The organism is Ensifer sp. (assembly GCF_035999185.1).
Taxonomy (GTDB): Bacteria; Pseudomonadota; Alphaproteobacteria; order Rhizobiales; family Rhizobiaceae; genus Ensifer.
In genome coordinates this window covers 1-19,473 of sequence record NZ_DASYHB010000165.1, presented here as the reverse complement: position 1 = coordinate 19,473, position 19,473 = coordinate 1, and the positions used below count along the sequence as shown (strand labels likewise).

The following is a 19,473-nucleotide window of genomic DNA, read 5'->3' as shown; positions in this document are numbered from 1 at the left end:
CGTGGGCGAAGTTGATCATGCCAATGATGCCGTAGACCATGGTATAACCGATTGCGATCATACCATAAATAGACCCAAGAGTCAGCCCATTGACGAGCTGCTGGACGAAATACTCCATCAATCTTCCCCTGGACCAGATCCATAAGGTCCGGTCTCTTGTTTTTTGAGCTCATTTTGAGCGTTGTGTTTGATCGATTCCATACCTCTTTCAAACGAAAAGGAAAGCTAAAAAACGCGAGTTCGACAAAATCTTCCTCGATAAAATCGATTTGGCGCTTTTAAAGCCAGAAAAACCAAATTTTCCGCAGCTTTCGCCCGTGAAATCATCAACTTTAGTCGTAAGAACTGCCGAGATGCTCTGCCGGCCTGAGCGTCCAACTGGCAGACCGGTACAGCGTTTCGCGCATCAGGTGCGCATGCGCTGCCCATTTGCGTCGAACAAAGGATTCGGCTGGAGCCGTGCCGGCAGGATTTCGCCGAGCAGCTCGATCGACCAGCCGCCGTCGCGGTCGGCGATCTCCTTGGGAACATAGCCCATGGCGACCGAGACGCCGCTTGTATGGGCATAACCGCCCGACGTGACCCAGCCGCGCACGACACCGTCGAGGTAGATCGGTTCGTCGCCGATGACGTCGGCGTCCTTCGCCTCGATCAGGAAGGTTCGAAGCCGCAACGCTCCGCCCTCCTTCTTCTCCTCGACCGCTGCCGCCTTGCCGATAAAATCCGCGTCCTTGCCGGTCGCAACGAAACGACCGAGCCCCGCCTCGACCGGGCCGTAGAGCGGACGGTATTCCCGCGCCCAGCTGCCGAACGATTTTTCCACGCGCAGGGCATTGAGCGCCCTGAGCCCGAACAGGCGGATACCGGATGCCGCCCCTTTCTCCATCAGGAGATCGAAGAGATAGCGCTGATACTCCGGCTTCATCCAGATTTCATAGCCGAGATCACCGGTGTAGCTGACGCGACCGACGATGGTTGGCGCCATGCCAAGGTCCATCCGCCGGATGTCCATGAACGGGAAGGCCGCATCGGACACATCGAGATGCGTGAGACTTGAAAGCACATCACGCGCCTTCGGTCCGGCGATCGACAGCCCCACCAGCTCCAACTTTAGCGCCCTCAGCGAAACCGATCCGTCCGTCGGCAGGTGCGCCTCGAACCAGCGCATGTGATAGTCCTCGGCAATACCCGAACCGACGAGCAGGAAGTCCCCCTCGCCCAGTTTTGAAAGCGTGAAGTCGCCGATCAGCTTGCCGTCGTCCTTCAGCATTGGCGCCAGCGCCATGCGGCCGACCGGCGGAATGCGGCACGCAAGCATCCAGTCGAGCCACGCCTCCGCGCCCTTGCCGGTGATCGCGTATTTGGCGAAACCCGACGTTTCCATCAGGCCAACACCCTCGCGCACGGCGCGCGCTTCGGCACCGACAGTCTCAAAATCGGTCGAGCGACGCCAGGAGAAGGCGTCCTCGACACCCGCGGGCGCAAACCACAGCGGCGTCTCAAGCCCATAGGACGCACCTAAGACGGCGCCCCCGTCCTTCAGCCGGTCATAGATCGGCGTCGTCAACAGCGGCCTTGCTGCCGGCAGCTCTTCGTTGGGGTAGCGGATCGAGAAGCGGCGGGAGTAATTCTCGCGCACCTTGGCATTGGTATAGGCGAGCGTCGCGAAATCGCCGTAGCGTGCGACGTCCATGGCAAAGACGTCGAAACCGGGATCGCCGTAGATCATCCAGTTGGCAAGCGCCAGCCCGACGCCGCCGCCCTGGCTGAAGCCGGCCATGACCGCGCAGGCCGACCAGAAATTCCTCAAGCCCCGCACCGGCCCGACGAGCGGATTGCCATCGGGCGAGAAGGTGAAGGGGCCGTTGATGACTTTCTTGATGCCCGCCTTGTTGAAGGCCGGGAAATGCCGGAAGCCGACTTCGAGCTCGGGCGAAATCCGGTCGATGTCTTCGGCCAGCAGTTCATGGCCGAAGTCCCAGGGGGTCGTCACCGGCGACCAGGGGCGGCAGGCTTTCTCATAGGTGCCCATCAGCATGCCCTGACGTTCCTGGCGCAGATAGATCTCACCGTCGAAATCGACGCAGTGCATCAGTTCCTTGCCGCGCGTTTGGTTGAACTCGATCACCTCGGGCATGTCTTCAGTGATGAGATACATGTGCTCCATGGCAAGCACCGGCAGCTCGAGGCCCACCATGCGGCCGACTTCGCGCGCCCAGAGGCCGGCGGCGTTGACGACGTGCTCCGCGACGATTTCGCCCTGGTTTGTAATCACCCGCCAGGAACCGTCCTCCCGCTGCACCAAGTCCTCGACCTTGGTGTGCAAGTAGATTTCCGCGCCGTTCTTCTTCGCCGATTTGGCATAGGCATGTGTCGTGCCGTAGGGATCGAGATGGCCTTCGACCGGGTCGAAGACGGCACCGACGAACTGATCGGGGTCGAGCAGCGGCATCAGGTCATGCGCTTCCTTTGGGGTAAGAAGCTCGGCCTCGAGCCCCATGTAGCGTCCCTTGGCGAGAATCGACTTCATCCAGTCGAAGCGCTCCTTGGTGGCCGCCAGCATCATGCCTGACGTCATGTGCAGGCCGACATCCTGACCGGAATACTCTTCGATCTCCTTGTAGAGCTCGACCGTGTATTTCTGCAGCTTGGCGACGTTCGGGTCGCCGTTGATCGTGTGCATGCCGCCGGCCGCGTGCCAGGTGGAGCCGGAGGTGAGCTCGGACCGCTCGAGCAGGACCGCATCGGTCCAACCGAACTTCGTCAGGTGGTAGAGCACCGAACAACCGACGACACCACCGCCGATGACGACGACCTTGGCATGGCTTTTCATGCGTACACTCCGTCTTTCCACGTTCCCACGGGGACGCGGCCAAATTGTCAGGAAGAGATTCAAGCCCGGCGATCGCCCGCCCTCCCGGTCCGGGAAGCACAAGCGTCGAACATCGAGAGCCTAGTCAGAAAGGCGGCGGCGATAAAGCCACGGCTGCGAAGGAGGCTTGTCCATTTCCGCCGTTTGCTGGCGGATGGGCGACCCGTTTGCGGCATCTTATGCCGCATTTGCTTTCAACCCGGCAAAACGCGCTTTCGCGCATCTCCCGGGCTCTTTGCTTCAATCCGCAAAGGCCGCCGTCAGATCGAACTCCCGCCCCATCCGCATCAGGTCGTCAAAGAGCGATTCGGCAAAGCTGCGTGGCACGATCAGCTCGAAAACATGCTCGCCCGTCCGACCGAGATTGACCGGGATGTGGCCGCACAGCACATTGGCGCTACCGCCCAGCGAGAAGGCGTCGGGGTGAAGATCGAGGCCAATTCCCTTGGCAAGGATGCGACGCCCGTTGGGGCCGGACAGGCGAAAGACCACACGGCCATCGCTTTGATCAACGACATGGGCCATTGCCCCGCACAGCTCTTCGAGACGTCGCGCAAGCCCGCTCGGCGCCTCGGCCTCGGAAATCACGAGCCATTCCGCTGGCGCGCAATAGCGCATGGAAAATTCCGGCACGGACGCAATCGCCCGCCGGACGGTCTCTTCTTGCCCCGAGCGCGCAAGAACCGTCGCAACGGCACGCCAGTGGCCAACCATCAGGTGATCGGCGGAAGGCTGAGTGGGCGCTGCGCGCAGCTTCTGCTCCAGCGCATGGCGGTTGTTGTAGTCGCGAACCATCACCGCCTCCTCAGGCCTTCAGCTTTTCGTTTTGCGGATCGACGAACACCGGATCGCAGACCTCGGCGAGGATCTCCTGATCGCGCAGCTTGTCGAAAACGATGACCTTCTCGCCATACCGCTCGCGACCGGACTTCAGAAAAGCGAGCGCGATCGAATGGCCAAGCACGGGCGAGAACCCGGCCGAACTCACCCAGCCCTGGTCGTTCAGGGTCGAAGGCTTCGTTCCTTCCTTCAAAAGATGGGCGCCGGCGCGCATGTCCTTGTCGGCATCGACCGGCTTCAGACCGACGAGTTGCATGCGATCGGCTGCCGTCAGGCCATAGCGGCTCGACAGGCGCTTGCCGATGAAATCGGTCTTCTGCATTGACAGCATGCGGCCGAGACCGGCATCGTCAGGCGTCACGCGGCCATCAAATTCGGCATGCGTCAGAAGCCCCTTCTCCAGCCGCAGGACGTTGAGCGCCTCCACGCCGTAGGCGCAGATGTCGTGCGGACGACCGGCCTCCATGATCTGGTCTGCCACCGCCTCGCCGTAGCCGGCCGGCACGGCAAGCTCGAACGCGAGTTCGCCGGAGAAGGAGATGCGAAACAGCCGCGCCGAAACGCCCGTTTTCAGAACCACCTTGCGGGCCGAAAGGAAGGGCAGCGCGCCTTCGGAAATATCCTCGTCGACGAGGTGTTGCAGCACCGCGCGCGCCTTCGGACCGGCGATTGCGAGCTGCGCCCACTGATCCGTCGAGGACACGAAGCGAACGTCGAGGTCGGGCCAGAGCGCCTGGGCGCAATATTCCATGTGCGCCATGACCGCGCCGGCCATTGCCGTCGTCGTCGTCAGGAAGAAGTGCTCGTCGGCAAGACGGCTGACCGTGCCGTCGTCGAAGACGAACCCGTCCTCACGCAACATCAGGCCATAGCGCGCCTTGCCGACCGGCAGCTTCAGGACCGGATTGCAGTAGAGCCGGTTGAGGAATTCGGCCGCATCCGGGCCGAAAACCTCGATCTTGCCAAGCGTCGAGACGTCGCAGAGGCCGACATTGGCGCGGACGTTGAGGACCTCGCGGTCGACACTGTCGCGCCAGGTCTTCTCGCCGGCGCGCGGGAACCAGGCCGAGCGATGCCAGAGCCCCGCCTCGACGAAGGTCGCACCATTTTTCATCGCCCAGCCGTGGAGTGGCGACTTGCGCGCCGGGGTCGCATGCTCGTCGCGCGCGGTCCCTGCCAGTGCACCGAAGGAGACCGGCGTATAAAAGGGCCTGAAGGTCGTGGTGCCGACGTCGGCCGGGCTGACGCCGCGCATGCCGGCGAGAATGCCGACTGCATTGATGTTGGACAGCTTGCCCTGGTCCGTCGCCATGCCGCTCGTCGTGTAGCGCTTGGCATGTTCCACATGGCCAAAGCCTTCGCGAAGCGCGAGACCGAGGTCTTTCGCATGCACGTCGTTCTGGAAATCGACGAAGGCCTTCGACTTGGCGCCCGGCACGTACCAGAGCGCGGTGAAGGAGGGTGCCGTCTCCCCATCGATAGCAGGAGAAGCCCCTCGGCTGGCGCTGAAGCCAAGATCGGCGGCAATCGCTGCCGCCTTTTCCGCGCCGTCGTTGAAGCATCCCGAGAGGGTGTAAACGCCGTTGGCAGCGCCAATTACCCGCAAACCGCCCCCGACATCGGGTGCTACAAACGCCTTCAGCTCTTCCGACCAGGCTGGTCTTGCCCCACGCTGGCAGGCCAGGTGCACGACCGGGCTCCAGCCACCGTGCATGCCGAGCGCGTCGCAGGCAATCAGCTCCTCAAAACCGGAACGCTCGACCACGATGCCCCTGAGGCGCTGCCTGCCCTTGGTATCGACGATCGAAGCCGAACGGATGACGCGCACGCCGTCCGGCGCCTGGTCGGCGGCCTCGGCCCTCGCATCGACGATCGCCGCGACCGAGATGCCCTTGGCAGCAAGCGCGTGGGCCGTGCGATAGCCGGCGCTGCCGCTGGTAAAGATTGCGACCTGTTTGCCGGCCGCCACCCCGTAGCGCTCGGCATAGGTGGTCATGGCGCCCGCCATCATCACGCCTGGGCGATCGTTGCCGCCGAAGACCAGCGGCCGTTCCTCGGCACCGGTCGCGAGCAACGCACGCTTGGCGACGATGCGCCAGACACGTTCGCTGGCAATCTTCAGGGACGGTTCAGCGACGTGTTTTTGCACCCGCTCGACCGCGCCGAAGACGTTATCGTCGTACCAGCCGAAGACGGTCGTGCGCGAAAGCAGGGTTACATTGCCAAGTGCTTGCAGTTCGGCGACGACGCGGTCGGCTAAGATCGAAGCCGGAGCGCCGTCGATCGTTTCGCTGGTCGACAGCAATGAGCCCCCGAGCCGGAAATCCTCGTCAGCAACGATGACCCGCAGCCCGGCGCGGGCGGCCGTTAGCGCCGCCATCAGGCCGGCGGGTCCAGCCCCAACGACGAGCAGGTCGCAATGCGCCCAGGACTTCTCATAGGTCTCCGGATCACGCTCCAGCACCGCCCGGCCAAGCCCCGCCGCCCGGCGGATGAAAGGCTCGTAGACGCGTTCCCAGAACTGCTTCGGCCACATGAAGGTCTTGTAGTAGAAGCCGGCACCGAGAAACGGCGACAGGGCGCCGTTGACCGCACCGATATCGAAACCGAGCGACGGCCAGCGGTTCTGGCTGCGCGCCGTCAGCCCCCCATAGAGCTCGGCGACCGTTGCCTTGGTGTTCGCATCGCTGCGCGGGCCGGTCCCGATGGTGACGAGCGCATTGGGCTCCGACGGCCCAGCGCTGACGATGCCGCGCGGACGGTGGTACTTGAAGCTGCGGCCGACGAGCAGCTGGTCATTTGCAAGCAGCGCAGAGGCGAGCGTATCTCCGGCAAGGCCCCGGAGCGGCCGCCCGTCGAAGGTGAAACTCAGCGACTTGCTGCGATCGACGAGACCGCCGGAAGAAAGACGATAGCCGGTCACCCCTCAGCCCTCCGCGCAAAGTCGGCGGCATCGACGACCGAATAAACCTCGTGGGTGGCGGTGTCGCGCTCGACCACGAGGAAGCGGCGACAGCCGGCGATGTGGTGCCAGTGCTCGAAGGTGCGTCCGCGCGGGTTGGCGCGAACATAGACATAGTCGTGCCAGGCATCATCGGGAGCGAGCGGCTCCGGACGGGCGCGCGAAGCGTCGCCGCGGATCGCAAACTCTTCCTTCGGTCGTACCCCGCAATGCGGGCAGGTAATCAGGCTTGCCATCGTCTTTCCGTCTCTCGGAGCCGGGCTGCGGCTTCCGCTCATTCCTATGGCCGGCTTCACCGGAACGGTTTCTAGTGAAGGTTCGGCTGCGGGCCGGCGCCCGCCTCGTCCACGGCGTAACCCCGCGCGAAGCGATCGAGCCTGAGGGCGCGCGCCACCGGGTGGGTGTCGTTCCTGGCAATCAGATGCGCAAAACAGTAGCCCGACGCCGGCGTCGCCTTGAAGCCGCCATAGCACCAGCCGCAGTTGAGGTAGAGATTGTCGATCGAGGTGCGATCGATGATCGGCGAGCCGTCCATGCTCATGTCCATGACGCCGCCCCAGGCGCGCAGCACCCTGACGCGCGATAGGCCGGGGATCATCGACACCCCCTCCTCCATGACGTGCTCGGCCGTCGCCAGATTGCCGCGCTGGGCATAGGAGGAATAACCGTCGATCTCGGCGCCGAATACGAGGCCGCCCTTGTCCGACTGCGAGATGTAGAAATGCCCGCCGCCATAGACGATCACGTGATCGATGCAGGGTTTCAGCCCCTCGGTGACGAAGGCCTGCAGAACGTGGCTTTCGAGCGGCAGCTTGAGGTCCGCCATTTCGCCGACGCGCGAGGAATTGCCGGCCGCAGCCAGCGCCAGCTTGCCGCAGCCGATGAAGCCCTTGGTCGTTTCGACGCCGGTGACGATGCCGTTTTCGCGGCGGATGCCGGTCACCTCGCAATGCTCGATGATATCGACGCCATGCTGGTCGGCTCCGCGCGCGTAACCCCAGGCAACGGCGTCATGGCGAGCCGTTCCGGCGCGCCGCTGCAGAAGGCCACCGAGGATCGGGTAGCGCGCATGGTCGTAGTTGAGGAACGGGATCATCTTCTTCAACTGCTCGCGCTCGATGAGTTCGGCGGCAACGCCTTCCATCCACATTGCGTTGCCGCGGCGGACATAGGCGTCGCGCTGGCTGTCGCTGTGGTAGAGCATGATGACGCCGCGCTGCGACAGCATCACATTGTAGTTGAGGTCCTGTTCGAGCCCTTCCCAAAGCTTCATCGAGAATTCGTAAAAGGGTTCGTTGCCGGGCAGCATGTAGTTGGAGCGCACGATCGTCGTGTTGCGGCCGACGTTTCCCGAGCCCAGATACCCTTTTTCGAGCACGGCGACGTTCTTCACGCCGAATTCCTTGGCAAGGTAATAGGCAGTCGAAAGACCGTGCCCGCCGCCGCCGACAATGATCACGTCATAATGCGGCTTCGGCTGCGGCTGGCGCCAATGCGGTTTCCAATTCAGGTTTCCGGAAAAGGCATTCCTGACGATCGAGAAAGCGGAATAACGCATGAAGGCATCCAATTCAGTTGCGCCGGCACATTTGCACAGCCGAAGCGCGGAAGCCAAGACGGAAGCTTCTCGCAGGTGCAAAAATCCTCAACCTGCCTTTAATGCGTTTCGCCTCCCGGCGACATGCGTCAAAAGGCGATGTGGCCACGGGAAAAGCACGGGTATTTTCTTCGTCCCGATGTGCTAAGGGCTGATGATGGATCTGGAAGACGAGGCGATGCTGGAAATTCTGCAACGATCGGCAATCGCCGCAGGTCGAGCCATTCTCGACATCTACAATGCCGGCCCGCAAGTCACCTACAAACCCGACTGTTCGCCGGTCACCGACGCGGACGCACGCGCCGAGCAGATCATTCTTGCCGATCTCGCCCGTGCATTTCCAGACATTCCCGTGGTCGCCGAAGAAGCGGTCTCTGCCGGCTTTGTGCCCGAGACCGCGGGCAGATCCTTCTTCCTTGTCGACCCGCTGGATGGCACCAAGGAATTCATCAGCCGCAACGACGATTTCACCGTCAACATCGCGCTGATCGAAAACGGAGCGCCGGTGGCAGGTGTCGTCTATGCGCCAGCGCTCGGCATTCTCTACGCGGCAAACCACGGCAAGGCGGTGAAGGCCGTCATCGATGATGCCTTTCACCTGTCCGACGAAACGGTCATTGGCTGCCGCAGTTGCGGCGATCGCATGGTGGGGCTCGCCAGCCGTTGGCACAACAGCGCCGAGACGACCGCCTATCTCGCCGAACACGGCATTTCCGACTACAGGGCCGTCGGCTCGTCGCTCAAATTCTGCCTGCTCGCCGAGGGGCTTGCCGACGTCTATCCGCGCTTCAGCCGCACGATGGAGTGGGACACGGCCGCCGGCGACGCCATCCTCAGGGCCGCCGGCGGCGAAACGTTGACGATGGACGGCCTGCCGCTCGCCTACGGCAAACGGAACCAGAAGGACGACAGCGATTTCGCCAATCCGTGGTTCGTCTCACGCGGCAAACCGTGACCGTTTGTCCCTTGGCCGCAAAACCGGCGTTTAGCCATCGCCCTGACGTGTCGCAGCCACGATCAACTGGCTGATCGACCTCTCGTTGAAGGGCTTATCGATCCGCGGGATCTGCCTGAGATTGGAGGGGAAAAGTTCGGAATCGCCGTAGCCGCTGGTGAAGCCGAACGGCAAGCCGCGCGCAAGCATCGCGTCGGCCACACTGAAGCTCGTATGGTCGCCCAGGCTGACGTCCAGGATCGCGAAGTCGAAGGCCTGAAGAGACAGTAATTCCATCGCTTGGTCGACACTCGTGGCGATCGTCACCTGCGGAATCCCGAGCGACGCCAGGATTTCCTCGGCATCCATGGCGATGATGAAATTGTCCTCGAGCACGAGGACGGTCCGGACAGACGGCGGAATTTCGGTCATGCCAATGCACTCCATGTTTTGCGCACGGCCACCCGACCGGGTCGCCTTGCGCCGATGCGCCGAGATTAAGTCTCGTCACCCTGCGCTGGCATTTAAAAAAGACATGTAGGGTCCCTTCGAAGCAATCGGAACAACTGCTCTCCGGTCGCGTTCAAGACGGGTGGCCCGGCGCGCCAGGCCGCAAGCGCTCTGAAATTCCAAGACAAACGGGAGCAGGAGAATGAAACAGACAGCCGCCGTGCTGAAACCCAAGGTCCGGGACGAGGAATTCGATATCGGGCTGACGAAGGCCTATCGCCAACAGATGGCCACGGCCCTTTCCGATATCCTGGCCGACACCTACAAGCTGGTGATCAAAAGCCACATCTACCACTGGAACGTGGTTGGCCCGTTGTTCAAGCCGCTGCACGAGCTGACCGAAGAGCATTACAACGCGCTGTTCAAGGCGACCGACATCATCGCCGAGCGCATCCGCGCCCTCGGACACCTCGCCCCGGCGAAGCTCGCCGAAGCCAAGGGTTTCGCGCCGAGTGCCGCCTCCGTCAACCACACGACGGCAGCCGAGATGGTGGCGGACCTGATTGCCGACCATGAAGCAGCCGCAAGGCGCCTGCGCGACGCCGGCACAAAGGCCGACGACAATGGCGACCTCGTCACGACAGACATGCTGACGGAACGCCTCGACTTCCACGAAAAGGCCCTGTGGATGCTGCGGGCGACCGTCGCAGCCTAACCAATCGAGAGAAAGACAGATGCGGCGAAGGCGCCGCATCAATCAGCGTGCATGACCCGCCACGTCAGATGTACGGCCGCTTCGGCTCCTTCAGCCCTTCCCAGCCCGCGATCGCCAGCAACCCATCGATATCGCGAACGTTGCAGCCCTTGTCCGCCCAGCGGATCAGGCCGCGTTCGGCAAGCTTCTTCAATGTCTTGTTGGTATGGACGATCGAAAGTCCCAGCGTGTCGGCCACATGCTGCTGGGTAACCGGAATGGCGACGCGGCTGCTGCTGAACAGATCGAGTACCTCGGCCCTCTGATAGAGAAAGGCAAGCAGATAGGCCGCACGCTCCAGCGCCGAGCGGCGACCGATGCTCAAAAGGTTCTCGTCCAGAATGCGCTCCTCACGTGCGGCAATCCAGGTGAGATCATAGGCAAGCTCGGGATAGTTGGAGAACAGGCGGTTGAGCTTACCGCGTTCGAAGACGCAGAGCGTCACGGGCGACAGCGCTTCGATCGAGTGCTGCATCTCGCCCATCAGAGTGCCCTGCAGCCCAATGAGATCTCCCGGCATCACATAGTTGAGGATCTGTCGGCGTCCGTCATCGAGCATCTTGTAGCGAAAGCCCCAGCCGGAAAGCACGGTGAAAAGATGGGCGCTGTGCGCGCCTTCAACCAGGATGGTCGCGCCGCCATCGACCGCAAGCTCACCGGTTTTGAACTGTGAAACGAACGCAAGCTCTTCGTTTGTAAACGCGCGGAAATGATCGAGCTTGCGCAGGGGACAGCTTTCGCAAGGGGTGCGTTTGTCGTTTCTTGCTGCCGTTCCGTTCATCGTTCCATCCGCAATATGCCTTCGACCATACGTCCTGCTTCAAAACTGGAAGTAGCGCCGGCACCGGATAGGACAAGGGAGCGCCTTGAAAACACATGGTTTTCAGAAGAGCCGTTGCCGACTGAGCAATAGACAGGCGGTGTCTTGCGCCCTATCTCTTGCATTCGATCCCGCCACAGGAGTTTCGTCATGTCGCATCCTGCCTTTGCTCCGAACAATCTTGCCGTCGTCACAGGTGCTGCCTCCGGCATCGGCCTTGCCGCGGCCCGCCACTTCGCCTCGCTCGGCATGCGCGTCGTGCTCGCCGACCTTGCGGGCGACAAGCTGGACAAGGCAGCGGCCGAAGTCGCGGCGCTTGCGACAGCGGGCACAGCGTCTGTCGCAGCGATCGCGACGGATGTTTCGCGCATCGACCAGATCGAGGCTCTGGAACGCACCGCGCGCGAGCGGTTCGGCGACGTGCATGTGCTGATGAACAATGCCGGCATCCAGCCCGGCAGCGCCATCCTGGGTCCCCTTGCCGCGTGGGAGGCAACGCTCGGCGTCAATCTCTGGAGCGTGATCAACGGTTCTCGCATCTTCGCGTCCGCAATGATCGCCCACGGCAAGCCGGCCGTCATCATCAACACCGGCTCGAAGCAGGGCATCACGACGCCGCCGGGAGACCCGGCCTACAATGTCTCCAAGGCAGGCGTGAAGGTCTTCACCGAGGCGCTGGAGCACGAGTTGCGCAACACGGCCGGAAGCCAGGTTCACGCCCATCTGTTGATCCCGGGTTTCGTCTATACCGGGATGACGGGTGGCGGCCGCACGGAAAAGCCGGCCGGGGCCTGGACCTCGGAACAGACGGTCGAGTTCATGATGGAAAGCCTGGCGCGCGGCGATTTCTACATTCTCTGCCCTGATAACGACGTGCCGCGCGCCACCGACGAGCGGCGTATTCTATGGGCCGCCGGCGACATCGTCGAGAGCCGGCCGCCGCTGTCGCGCTGGCATCCCAAATACGCCGACGCCTTCAAGGCGTTTCTGGAAAAGGATCGCGACTGATCTCCAGACGTAAACACAGCGTTCTCGCCAGCGCTTCTGGTGCTGGCGCGGCGCATCGTGTTTTCTGGCGCCAAATCAATGAGGAATGACACATGACGAGCGGCATCCACCACATCACCCTGATTGCACGGAAGGTGCAGGCCAACGTCGATTTCTATGTCGGCTTCCTCGGTTTGCGGCTCGTCAAGCGGACGGGTGGTTATGAGGACGCCAACCAGTTGCACCTCTTCTACGGCGACGCGGAGGGTTCGCCAGGCTCGCTCGTCACCTTCCTGATGTGGGAGGACGGCGGACGCGGACGCGTCGGCCACGGCCAGCCGAGCGAGATCGCCTTTGCCATCCGCCCGGAGAGCATCGGCTTCTGGCTGACCCGCGCGCTGCAGTTCAACATCGCCACCTCAGGTCCGTCGCAGGAATTCGGCGAACCGGTGCTGCGGCTCAAGGATCCGGACGGCGTTATCGTCAAGCTGGTCGGAACGGAGGCCGTTTCGGCTGTCGCTCCGTGGAGCACCCGCGATATCCCCGAGGAAGACGCGATCCGGCGCCTGCGCGGTGCCACGCTTCTCACCGAAAAGCCTGAGGATTCCGCCCGCTTCCTGACGTCCCATTTCGGCTACACGGAAACCGGCGCCACTGACACGATCCGGCGGCTCACCTCCGCTTCCGGCGACATCATCGACGTGCGCAACGCAACCGGCTTCTGGACCTCGGCTCCCGGAACCGGAACGATCGACCACATCGCCTTCCGCGCTCCGGATCGCGCTGCGGTGGAACGGGTGCACGGCGACCTGCAACGCGATGGCGCCGGCGCCATCAATGCGCATGACCGCAAATACTTCTATTCGCTCTACGTGCGCGAACCCGGCGGCTCGCTTTACGAACTGGCAAGCGACGTGCCCGGTTTCATGATCGACGAGCCCAGGGAAAGGCTCGGCACCGAACTCTTCGTTCCCGCGCATTTCAGCGCGGCGAGAGAGGCGATGCTGCTGGCCATGCCGCAGTTCGCGCTGCCGGGAGAACCGCGGCTGACCGAGCGCGATCTCCCCTTCGTGCATCGCTTCTACCATCCTGATGTATTGGATGACCGCACCTTCATGTTGCTGCACGGCAGCGGCGCCGATGAGACGCAGCTTCTCCACCTCGCCCACCAGGTGGACCGGGAGGCGACGCTTGTCGGCATTCGCGGCCGCTCGAACGAGGAAGGAACGCCACGCTGGTTCCGCCGCTATTCGCCGACGACCTTCGACCAGAAGGATGTGCGATCGGAGGCAGAGGCCTTCGCCGCCTTCGTTGAGGGGGCCCGCGACGGCTACCGCATCGATCTCGATAAGACGGTGTTCATCGGCTACTCGAACGGGGCCAATCTTTTGGTGGCGCTGATGCTCCTGCATCCCGGTCTCGTGCGCAACGTCGTTCTGATGCGCTCGATGCTCGTTCTCGATGACGTGCCGCCGCCGGATCTTTCGGGTACGAACGTGCTGTTGCTGACCGGACAGCATGACAGCTACGGAGAATTCGCGCCGCGCCTGCAGGCTGAGCTTTCACGCACTGGAGTGGACCTGACGACGGTCGAACTCGACATGGGCCACGAGATTGGTGCGCCGGATATCGCGGCCATTCAGAAGTGGCTGGTGGAAGAAGGCCTCTAAGAGGCGATTAGCACGTATCGGCGGCTCCGCTTTCATCAGGACCGAAACTGCCCCCTCTCCCCGTCATGCTCGGGCTTGACCCGAGCATCCATTGGCAGGTTACCCAGCGCCAAGCGGCCTTGGATCCTCGGGTCAAGCCCGAGCATGACGGACGGAGAGATGGGCTCGACCAGGCCAGCGGCGTCAATCCAGACGGCTTTGGCTAGTCTGACGGGATTTGGATAGTCGCCGTTGCCCATTTTCCGATGCTACAGCGAGGTCACTCGACGCGCCTCGCCTCAAACGGTTTTCGCCGCCCCTGCATGTTCCGCAAATGCCTTGACGAAAACTTTGAGCCGCTCACGTGCGGCGTCATCCGTCAGTGTGCCCTCCGCATCAAACAGCGTCTCGGCCTTGGGCAACATCAGCCGCTTGCCGGACCAGAGTTCGGCGCCGAGCGTATGCATGACGGGCAGCCAGGCGTTTTGGCTGAGGATGGTGCCGAAATTGCCCGGTGACGTGCCGGCGAGCGCAAAGCGGCGGCCGCGAAACACCTTGGCGATATCGGCGGACGGCCGGCTCATCCAGTCGATCGCATTCTTGAACACGCCTGGGATGGAGTTGTTGTACTCAGGTGTGAACAGGATGACACCGTCGGCCGCCATGATCTTTTGCTTCAGCGCCGTCACCGCCTCCGGAATGCCATTCTCGGCTTCGAGGTCACCGTCATAAAGCGGAATGCCGTGCAGGGTCGCGGTCTCAAACTCGATCCCGTCAGGCACATCTCCGGCCGCCGCCCGCATCAGGCCGGTGTTGAACGACGCCTTGCGCAGGCTGCCGGATATGCCGAGGATTTTTGTCATTGCATCTGATCCCTTCAATCTGCGCGTCTCGCGATGTGTCCACACATGCGTAACGCCTGCCCCACCATCATGGGTCCACGTCGATCTTTAAACAGGATCAGTGAGATAAGAAGAACGAAGCCGGGGAAATCCCCGGCTTCTTTGTCGTGATTATCTGAGCGGCTTCAGCCGTGCCTCGATCTGCGCCCGCTTCGGCTCCAGGAACGGCGGCAGCGACAGGCTTTCGCCGAGCGTTTCCATTGGCTCGTCAACGGCAAAACCGGGACCGTCCGTCGCGATTTCGAAGAGCACGCCGTTCGGTTCGCGGAAGTAGAGCGAACGGAAGTAGTAACGCTCGACTTCGCCGCTCGAAGGCAGGCGGAAACCGTTGAGCCGCTCCGTCCACTCCGTCAGCGCCGCGTTGTCGGGTGCCCGGAAGGCGACGTGATGGACCGCACCTGCGCCCTGCCGGGCAATCGGCAGCCCCGGCTGGACGGCAACGTGCAGTTCCGCTGCGGGCCCACCCTCGCCCATGGTGAAGACATGCACCTCACCCTGACCATCCGGCGACGGATAGGTGCGCGCCTCGGTCATGTTCATCACATGCGTCAGCACGAGCTGCGTGTTGGTGATGTCGGGCACGCTGATCGTGATCGGCCCAAGACCCTTGATCTGGTGCTCGGCCGCAATCGGGCTTTTCTCCCACGGGTGCGAAGGCTCAAGCCCGCCATCATCGATCAGCCGGAAGCGTTGGCCTTCGCCGTCCTCGAAGTCGAGCGAGATGCGGCCGTCGATCTCGACGATCTCATCCGCCGTGACCTTGAGATCGGCAAACCGCTGCTTCCACCAGCGCACGCTGTCGGCGCTGCCGACCCGAAGACCCGTGCGCGAGATACTGTGCGTTCCGCGGCCTTCCGGGCCGACCGGCCAGTCGAAGAAGGTCAGGTCCGTGCCGGGGGTGGCGCGGCCGTCGGCGTAGAAGAGATGGTAGGCGGTGGTGTCGTCCTGGTTGACGGTCTTCTTGACCAGCCGCAGCCCGAGCACGTCCGTGTAGAAGCGCAGGTTTTCCGGTGCGTTGGCGGTGATCGCCGTCAGGTGATGGATCCCAGTCAGTTGCAAGCTCATGATTGCCTCCAATGCGTTGGCATTGCTGTTGAGCACCATATGGGATGTCATGTCGTTTCCGACAGCCAACCAATCGGGAACGGAACGTTCTCACCCGGAGAACAATGTCCGCACCATTGGCCATACGTCAACAAAGGACGCGGAACCTTCACCGCCGATTGAGATCGCCGAGGTAGGTGTTTTCGAGCCGCGAGATCGCATAGGCCTGCGGGTCGATATCGACCATGAGCATCGTCTCCTGCCCTGACCCCGCCTTGGCGAGCAGCTGTCCGTCGGGTGCAGCAATGCGCGACAGGCCGGCGAAGGAAAACAGCGGGTCCGAGCCGTGATGATTGATATAGGCGACGAACACCTGGTTTTCGAACGCCCGCGTCTGGATCATGTGCTCGGCGATAAAGTCGCCCGACCAGCCGGCCGGCAGCGCCGTCGGCACCAGCACGGCTTCGGCGCCTGCGAGCGCCAGCCGCCTAACGTTTTCCGGAAATTCCACATCGTAGCAGATCAGCATGCCGCAGGTGACGCCGCGGTGCAGGAAGAGCCGTGTCGAAGGTTCCGGCGCCCGGAAGATCGCGCGCTCGTAGTCGCCATAGAGATGGGACTTGCGATAGACGACCGGCGCCGCATCGCCGTCGACATAGACGGCGCTGTTGTAGACGTCCTTGCCGTCACGCTCGGCAAAGCCGGCGATGATTGCGATGCCGGTGTCGGACGAGATCGCCATGAGGCGCTCAACGATCGCACCGTCAGGCGCTTCGGCAAGCGCCGTCAGCGCCTCGCCGGCGCCATAGCCGGTAACGCCGAGTTCTGGCGTCAGCAAAAGCGTCGCGCCTTCTGCGGCAGCTTCAGCGGCGGCGCGCGCAATGCGGTCGAGATTGGCGGCGGTATCCCCCGCCGCCGATTGCATCTGGAGGGCGGCGAGTTTCATCATTTACCATCCGACGACATGGCGCCGAGCAGCTTCGGCAGGTCGCCGAAGCGGGCGACGAGACCGAAGATCACCGCAGCGGTCGTGACGAAGAGAACCGTCACCGACGCCATGGTCGGCGTATAGCCGTAGCGCAGCGCATTGAAGATCTTGATCGGCAGCGTTTCCACCGTGAAGCCGACCGTCATGTAGGCAACGATGTATTCGTTGAGCGACAGCACGAAGGCAAAGGCATAACCAGAGACGATGTAGGGCAGGATCAATGGCAGCACGACGGTGCGGAAGATCGTCCGCTCGTCGGCACCCATGGTCGAGGCCGCCTCGACCAGCGAACGGTCGATCGAGGTAAAGCCGAGCGAAAGGGTGACGAGCGGCAGCGTCACGAAGAAGATCGCGTGGCTGACGACGGCCGTCCAGGGCTGGCCGTAGAAGCCGACGGTCGCCCAGAAGGTAAGCATGCCGAGCGCGGTGATAACAGGCGGCAGCGTGAACGGTGCCACGCCCAGAAGCTGGAAGATGTTCGCCCAGGGCGCAATGCGCCGCCACAGGAACCAGGAGAGCGGCAGAGCGATTGCGACGGCAAGCGCTGCCGAAAGCACCGCCAGCGTCACCGAGGCGAAAAGCGCATTGCGCCATTCCGGATTGAGGAAGATCTCGCCGTACCAGGAGAGCGAAAAGCCCTGTGGAGGAAAGGCGAGCGTTTGCTTCTGGTTGACCGAGACGCCGGCAACGACGATCAGCGGCAGCGACAGGAACAGGCCAATCAGGAAGAAATAGGCCTTGCGGAAGATCGAGGTCATGCCGCTTCTCCCTTGCGTCCGGCAATCACGGTAAGCGCCACGAGACCGAGCGTGACGAGCACGAGGAACACGGCCATGGCGGCGGCAAACGGCATGTTCGACTGGTAGATCGCCTGGTCGGTGATCAGCACCGATAGCGTCCAGTGCTGCGGCCGCCCGAGAAGCTGCGGCAAGAGATAGGAGCCGAGCGCGAAGATGAAGACCATGATCAAGGTCGCAGTGATCGTGTTGCGCAGCGCCGGCACGACCACGGTGAAGAACGCTTTCAGCGGCGAGGCGCCGAGCGTGCGGGCAGCTTCCGTCAGCGTCGGATCGAGGCGGACGAGCGCCGGGAAGAGCACCAGCACCGTATAGGGGAAGGCTTGGTAGACCATACCGGTCAGAACGGCGCCGAAGCTCGGCGTCAAAGCCTTGGCCTCGGCCATGATGCCGAGTGCAACGAGGATGTTGGTGATCCCCGCGGTGCGCGAAAACAGCGTCGACCAGGCAAAGCCGATGATGACTTCCGACAGCGACAGGATCGACAGAAGCGCCACCAGCCAGACGACCTGCACTTTGCGCGCCATACGCGTCAGCATGTAGGTGAAGGGCAAGGCGAGCACGACGCAGCAGATCGCGACGATGACGGCCAGCATCAGCGAAAAGCCGAGCACGCCGCCGAAGAAAACGGAGAGGAAGCGGGCGTAATTGTCGAAGACGAAGGCCGGCGTGTAGAAGCCGCCCTGCTGGCGCTGGAAGAAGCTGACGGCGATCATCGTGCCGAAGGGCACGACGAAGAAGATCGTCAGCATCGCTGCGGGAAAGAGGAGCGGCAGATAGTCGCCGAGGGTCTGGGGCGGTTCGCGTCTCATTTTTTCAGCACCACGCAGACATCGGGGGTAAGCGCGATACCGACGTCCTGGCCGACCGAAACGTCGGGCCGGGCGCGCGGCGTGGAGACGGCGACGATCTGGCGGCCGGCGATGTCGACGAAGGTTTCGATCGTGCCGCCGAGATCGCGCACGAAGGTGACCTTGCCGGTGAGCGCACCGGCGCCGGGCGCCGTCAGGTGAACATCTTCCGGGCGAACCGAGAGCGTGCCCTTGTTGGAGCCGGCCGGAAGGGCAAGGCCCGGCACCACGTGCCCAAGCACTTCGGCGCGACCGGCGCTGTCGGCGGCGACCTCAAGCAGGTTGGTCTGGCCGATGAAATCGGCGACGAAGCTGTCGGCCGGGCGGCGATAGATCTCGATCGGCGAAGCGGCCTGGCGGATTTCGCCGCCGCTCATGACGACGACGGTATCGGCCATGGTCATCGCTTCGCGCTGGTCGTGGGTGACGACGATGGTTGTGATGCCGAGCTTCTGCTGCAATTGCCGCAGCTCCACCTGCATCGCCTCACGCAGCTTCGCATCGAGCGCCGACAGCGGTTCGTCGAGCAGGAAGAGTTTCGGCGAAATCGATAGTGCGCGGGCAATCGCCACGCGCTGGCGCTGGCCGCCCGAAAGCTTGGCGACGGGCCGGTCGGCATAGCCGGACAGATGGATCATCGACAGCAGTTCGTCGACGCGCTTCTTCTGGTCTTCCTTGGCCGCGCCGCGAATGCGCAAGGGGTAGGCGATATTCTCGCCGACGGTCAGGTGCGGAAACAGCGCCAAGGACTGGAACACCATGCCGAGATTGCGCTTGTGCGTCGGCACACGGGTGATGTCCTCGCCGTCGAGCCGGATCGCGCCGCCGGTCGGCAGGTCGAGACCAGCGATCATGCGCAGCAGCGTGGTCTTGCCGCAGCCTGATGGTCCGAGCATGCAGACGAAGGTTCCGTGTGGCACGGTCAGGTCGACATTGTTGACGGCCCTGAAGGCTCCGAATTCCTTGACGACGTTTTGAAGGGCAAGTCCGGACATTGTGTCTCCGCGAGGATGGTCCCCTCCGCCT

The 19,473-nt window shown here is 62.9% G+C and carries 19 protein-coding genes; 4 read left to right on the top strand and 15 right to left on the bottom strand.

The features are described 5' to 3' along the window. From VGO04_RS20820 to VGO04_RS20795, 6 genes are all read right to left on the bottom strand, one after another. The coding region (locus VGO04_RS20820) for an ABC transporter permease subunit (RefSeq protein ID WP_414650575.1) at positions 1-118 on the bottom strand (118 nt) is incomplete at its 3' end. A 288-nt stretch (positions 119-406) separates the two neighbouring features. Next, on the bottom strand, positions 407-2,833 hold the full coding sequence (locus VGO04_RS20815; protein ID WP_327497853.1) for an FAD-dependent oxidoreductase: 2,427 nt from the start codon (positions 2,831-2,833) through the stop codon (positions 407-409). A gap of 279 nt (positions 2,834-3,112) precedes the next feature. Continuing rightward, the gene (locus VGO04_RS20810) at positions 3,113-3,667 is read right to left on the bottom strand and encodes a sarcosine oxidase subunit gamma (protein ID WP_327497852.1); all 555 of its coding nucleotides are present in this window, start codon (positions 3,665-3,667) and stop codon (positions 3,113-3,115) included. A 10-nt stretch (positions 3,668-3,677) separates the two neighbouring features. Beyond that, complete coding sequence (locus VGO04_RS20805; RefSeq protein WP_327497851.1) at positions 3,678-6,635, bottom strand: sarcosine oxidase subunit alpha family protein; 2,958 nt, start codon at positions 6,633-6,635, stop codon at positions 3,678-3,680. Continuing rightward, on the bottom strand, positions 6,632-6,910 hold the full coding sequence (locus VGO04_RS20800) for a sarcosine oxidase subunit delta (RefSeq protein WP_327497850.1): 279 nt from the start codon (positions 6,908-6,910) through the stop codon (positions 6,632-6,634). Before VGO04_RS20800 ends, VGO04_RS20805 begins: the two co-directional genes overlap by 4 nt. Before the next feature lie 71 nt (positions 6,911-6,981). After that, positions 6,982-8,232, bottom strand: coding sequence for a sarcosine oxidase subunit beta family protein (locus tag VGO04_RS20795; protein ID WP_327497849.1), 1,251 nt, complete (start codon positions 8,230-8,232; stop codon positions 6,982-6,984). A 217-nt stretch (positions 8,233-8,449) separates the two neighbouring features. Between VGO04_RS20795 and cysQ the strand changes: the two genes are divergently transcribed. Further along, positions 8,450-9,226 (top strand): 3'(2'),5'-bisphosphate nucleotidase CysQ, encoded by a 777-nt coding sequence (cysQ, locus tag VGO04_RS20790; protein ID WP_327497856.1) that lies wholly within the window; start codon positions 8,450-8,452, stop codon positions 9,224-9,226. Positions 9,227-9,256: 30 nt separating this feature from the next. Here the strand turns inward: cysQ and VGO04_RS20785 are convergent, their stop codons facing one another. Next, on the bottom strand, positions 9,257-9,637 hold the full coding sequence (locus VGO04_RS20785; RefSeq protein WP_414650574.1) for a hypothetical protein: 381 nt from the start codon (positions 9,635-9,637) through the stop codon (positions 9,257-9,259). Positions 9,638-9,857: 220 nt separating this feature from the next. Between VGO04_RS20785 and VGO04_RS20780 the strand changes: the two genes are divergently transcribed. After that, positions 9,858-10,370, top strand: coding sequence for a DNA starvation/stationary phase protection protein (locus tag VGO04_RS20780; RefSeq protein WP_327497848.1), 513 nt, complete (start codon positions 9,858-9,860; stop codon positions 10,368-10,370). Positions 10,371-10,434: 64 nt separating this feature from the next. On the opposite strand, the gene VGO04_RS20775 is transcribed toward VGO04_RS20780, so the two are convergent. Next, complete coding sequence (locus VGO04_RS20775) at positions 10,435-11,190, bottom strand: Crp/Fnr family transcriptional regulator (protein WP_327497847.1); 756 nt, start codon at positions 11,188-11,190, stop codon at positions 10,435-10,437. Beyond that, entirely contained in the window at positions 11,187-11,381 is a 195-nt protein-coding gene (locus tag VGO04_RS20770) for a hypothetical protein (RefSeq protein ID WP_327497846.1), read from the bottom strand. Before VGO04_RS20770 ends, VGO04_RS20775 begins: the two co-directional genes overlap by 4 nt. Here VGO04_RS20770 and VGO04_RS20765 point away from each other — a divergent pair. Both VGO04_RS20765 and VGO04_RS20760 read left to right on the top strand, forming a co-directional pair. Continuing rightward, positions 11,380-12,237: an SDR family NAD(P)-dependent oxidoreductase gene (locus tag VGO04_RS20765; protein ID WP_327497845.1), complete on the top strand. Its 858-nt coding sequence runs from the start codon at positions 11,380-11,382 to the stop codon at positions 12,235-12,237. The genes VGO04_RS20770 and VGO04_RS20765 overlap by 2 nt on opposite strands. A gap of 92 nt (positions 12,238-12,329) precedes the next feature. Then, a complete protein-coding gene (locus tag VGO04_RS20760) occupies positions 12,330-13,886 on the top strand; it encodes a VOC family protein (RefSeq protein WP_327497844.1) in 1,557 nt (518 codons plus the stop codon). A gap of 278 nt (positions 13,887-14,164) precedes the next feature. On the opposite strand, the gene VGO04_RS20755 is transcribed toward VGO04_RS20760, so the two are convergent. The 6 genes from VGO04_RS20755 to VGO04_RS20730 all read right to left on the bottom strand — a co-directional run bounded on the left by VGO04_RS20755 (position 14,165) and on the right by VGO04_RS20730 (position 19,442). Then, the gene (locus tag VGO04_RS20755) at positions 14,165-14,728 is read right to left on the bottom strand and encodes an NADPH-dependent FMN reductase (RefSeq protein ID WP_327497843.1); all 564 of its coding nucleotides are present in this window, start codon (positions 14,726-14,728) and stop codon (positions 14,165-14,167) included. Positions 14,729-14,878: 150 nt separating this feature from the next. Continuing rightward, positions 14,879-15,832: a ring-cleaving dioxygenase gene (locus tag VGO04_RS20750; protein WP_327497854.1), complete on the bottom strand. Its 954-nt coding sequence runs from the start codon at positions 15,830-15,832 to the stop codon at positions 14,879-14,881. A 148-nt stretch (positions 15,833-15,980) separates the two neighbouring features. Beyond that, positions 15,981-16,760 (bottom strand): carbon-nitrogen hydrolase family protein, encoded by a 780-nt coding sequence (locus VGO04_RS20745; protein ID WP_327497842.1) that lies wholly within the window; start codon positions 16,758-16,760, stop codon positions 15,981-15,983. Further along, positions 16,757-17,557 carry an ABC transporter permease gene (locus VGO04_RS20740; protein ID WP_057249008.1) on the bottom strand — a complete coding sequence of 267 codons (801 nt, stop codon included), beginning with the start codon at positions 17,555-17,557 and terminating at the stop codon, positions 16,757-16,759. Before VGO04_RS20740 ends, VGO04_RS20745 begins: the two co-directional genes overlap by 4 nt. Next, the gene (locus VGO04_RS20735) at positions 17,554-18,408 is read right to left on the bottom strand and encodes an ABC transporter permease (protein WP_043611278.1); all 855 of its coding nucleotides are present in this window, start codon (positions 18,406-18,408) and stop codon (positions 17,554-17,556) included. The genes VGO04_RS20740 and VGO04_RS20735 overlap by 4 nt, the downstream gene beginning before the upstream one ends. Next, positions 18,405-19,442, bottom strand: coding sequence for an ABC transporter ATP-binding protein (locus VGO04_RS20730; RefSeq protein WP_327497841.1), 1,038 nt, complete (start codon positions 19,440-19,442; stop codon positions 18,405-18,407). Before VGO04_RS20730 ends, VGO04_RS20735 begins: the two co-directional genes overlap by 4 nt. Positions 19,443-19,473: the final 31 nt, after the last annotated feature.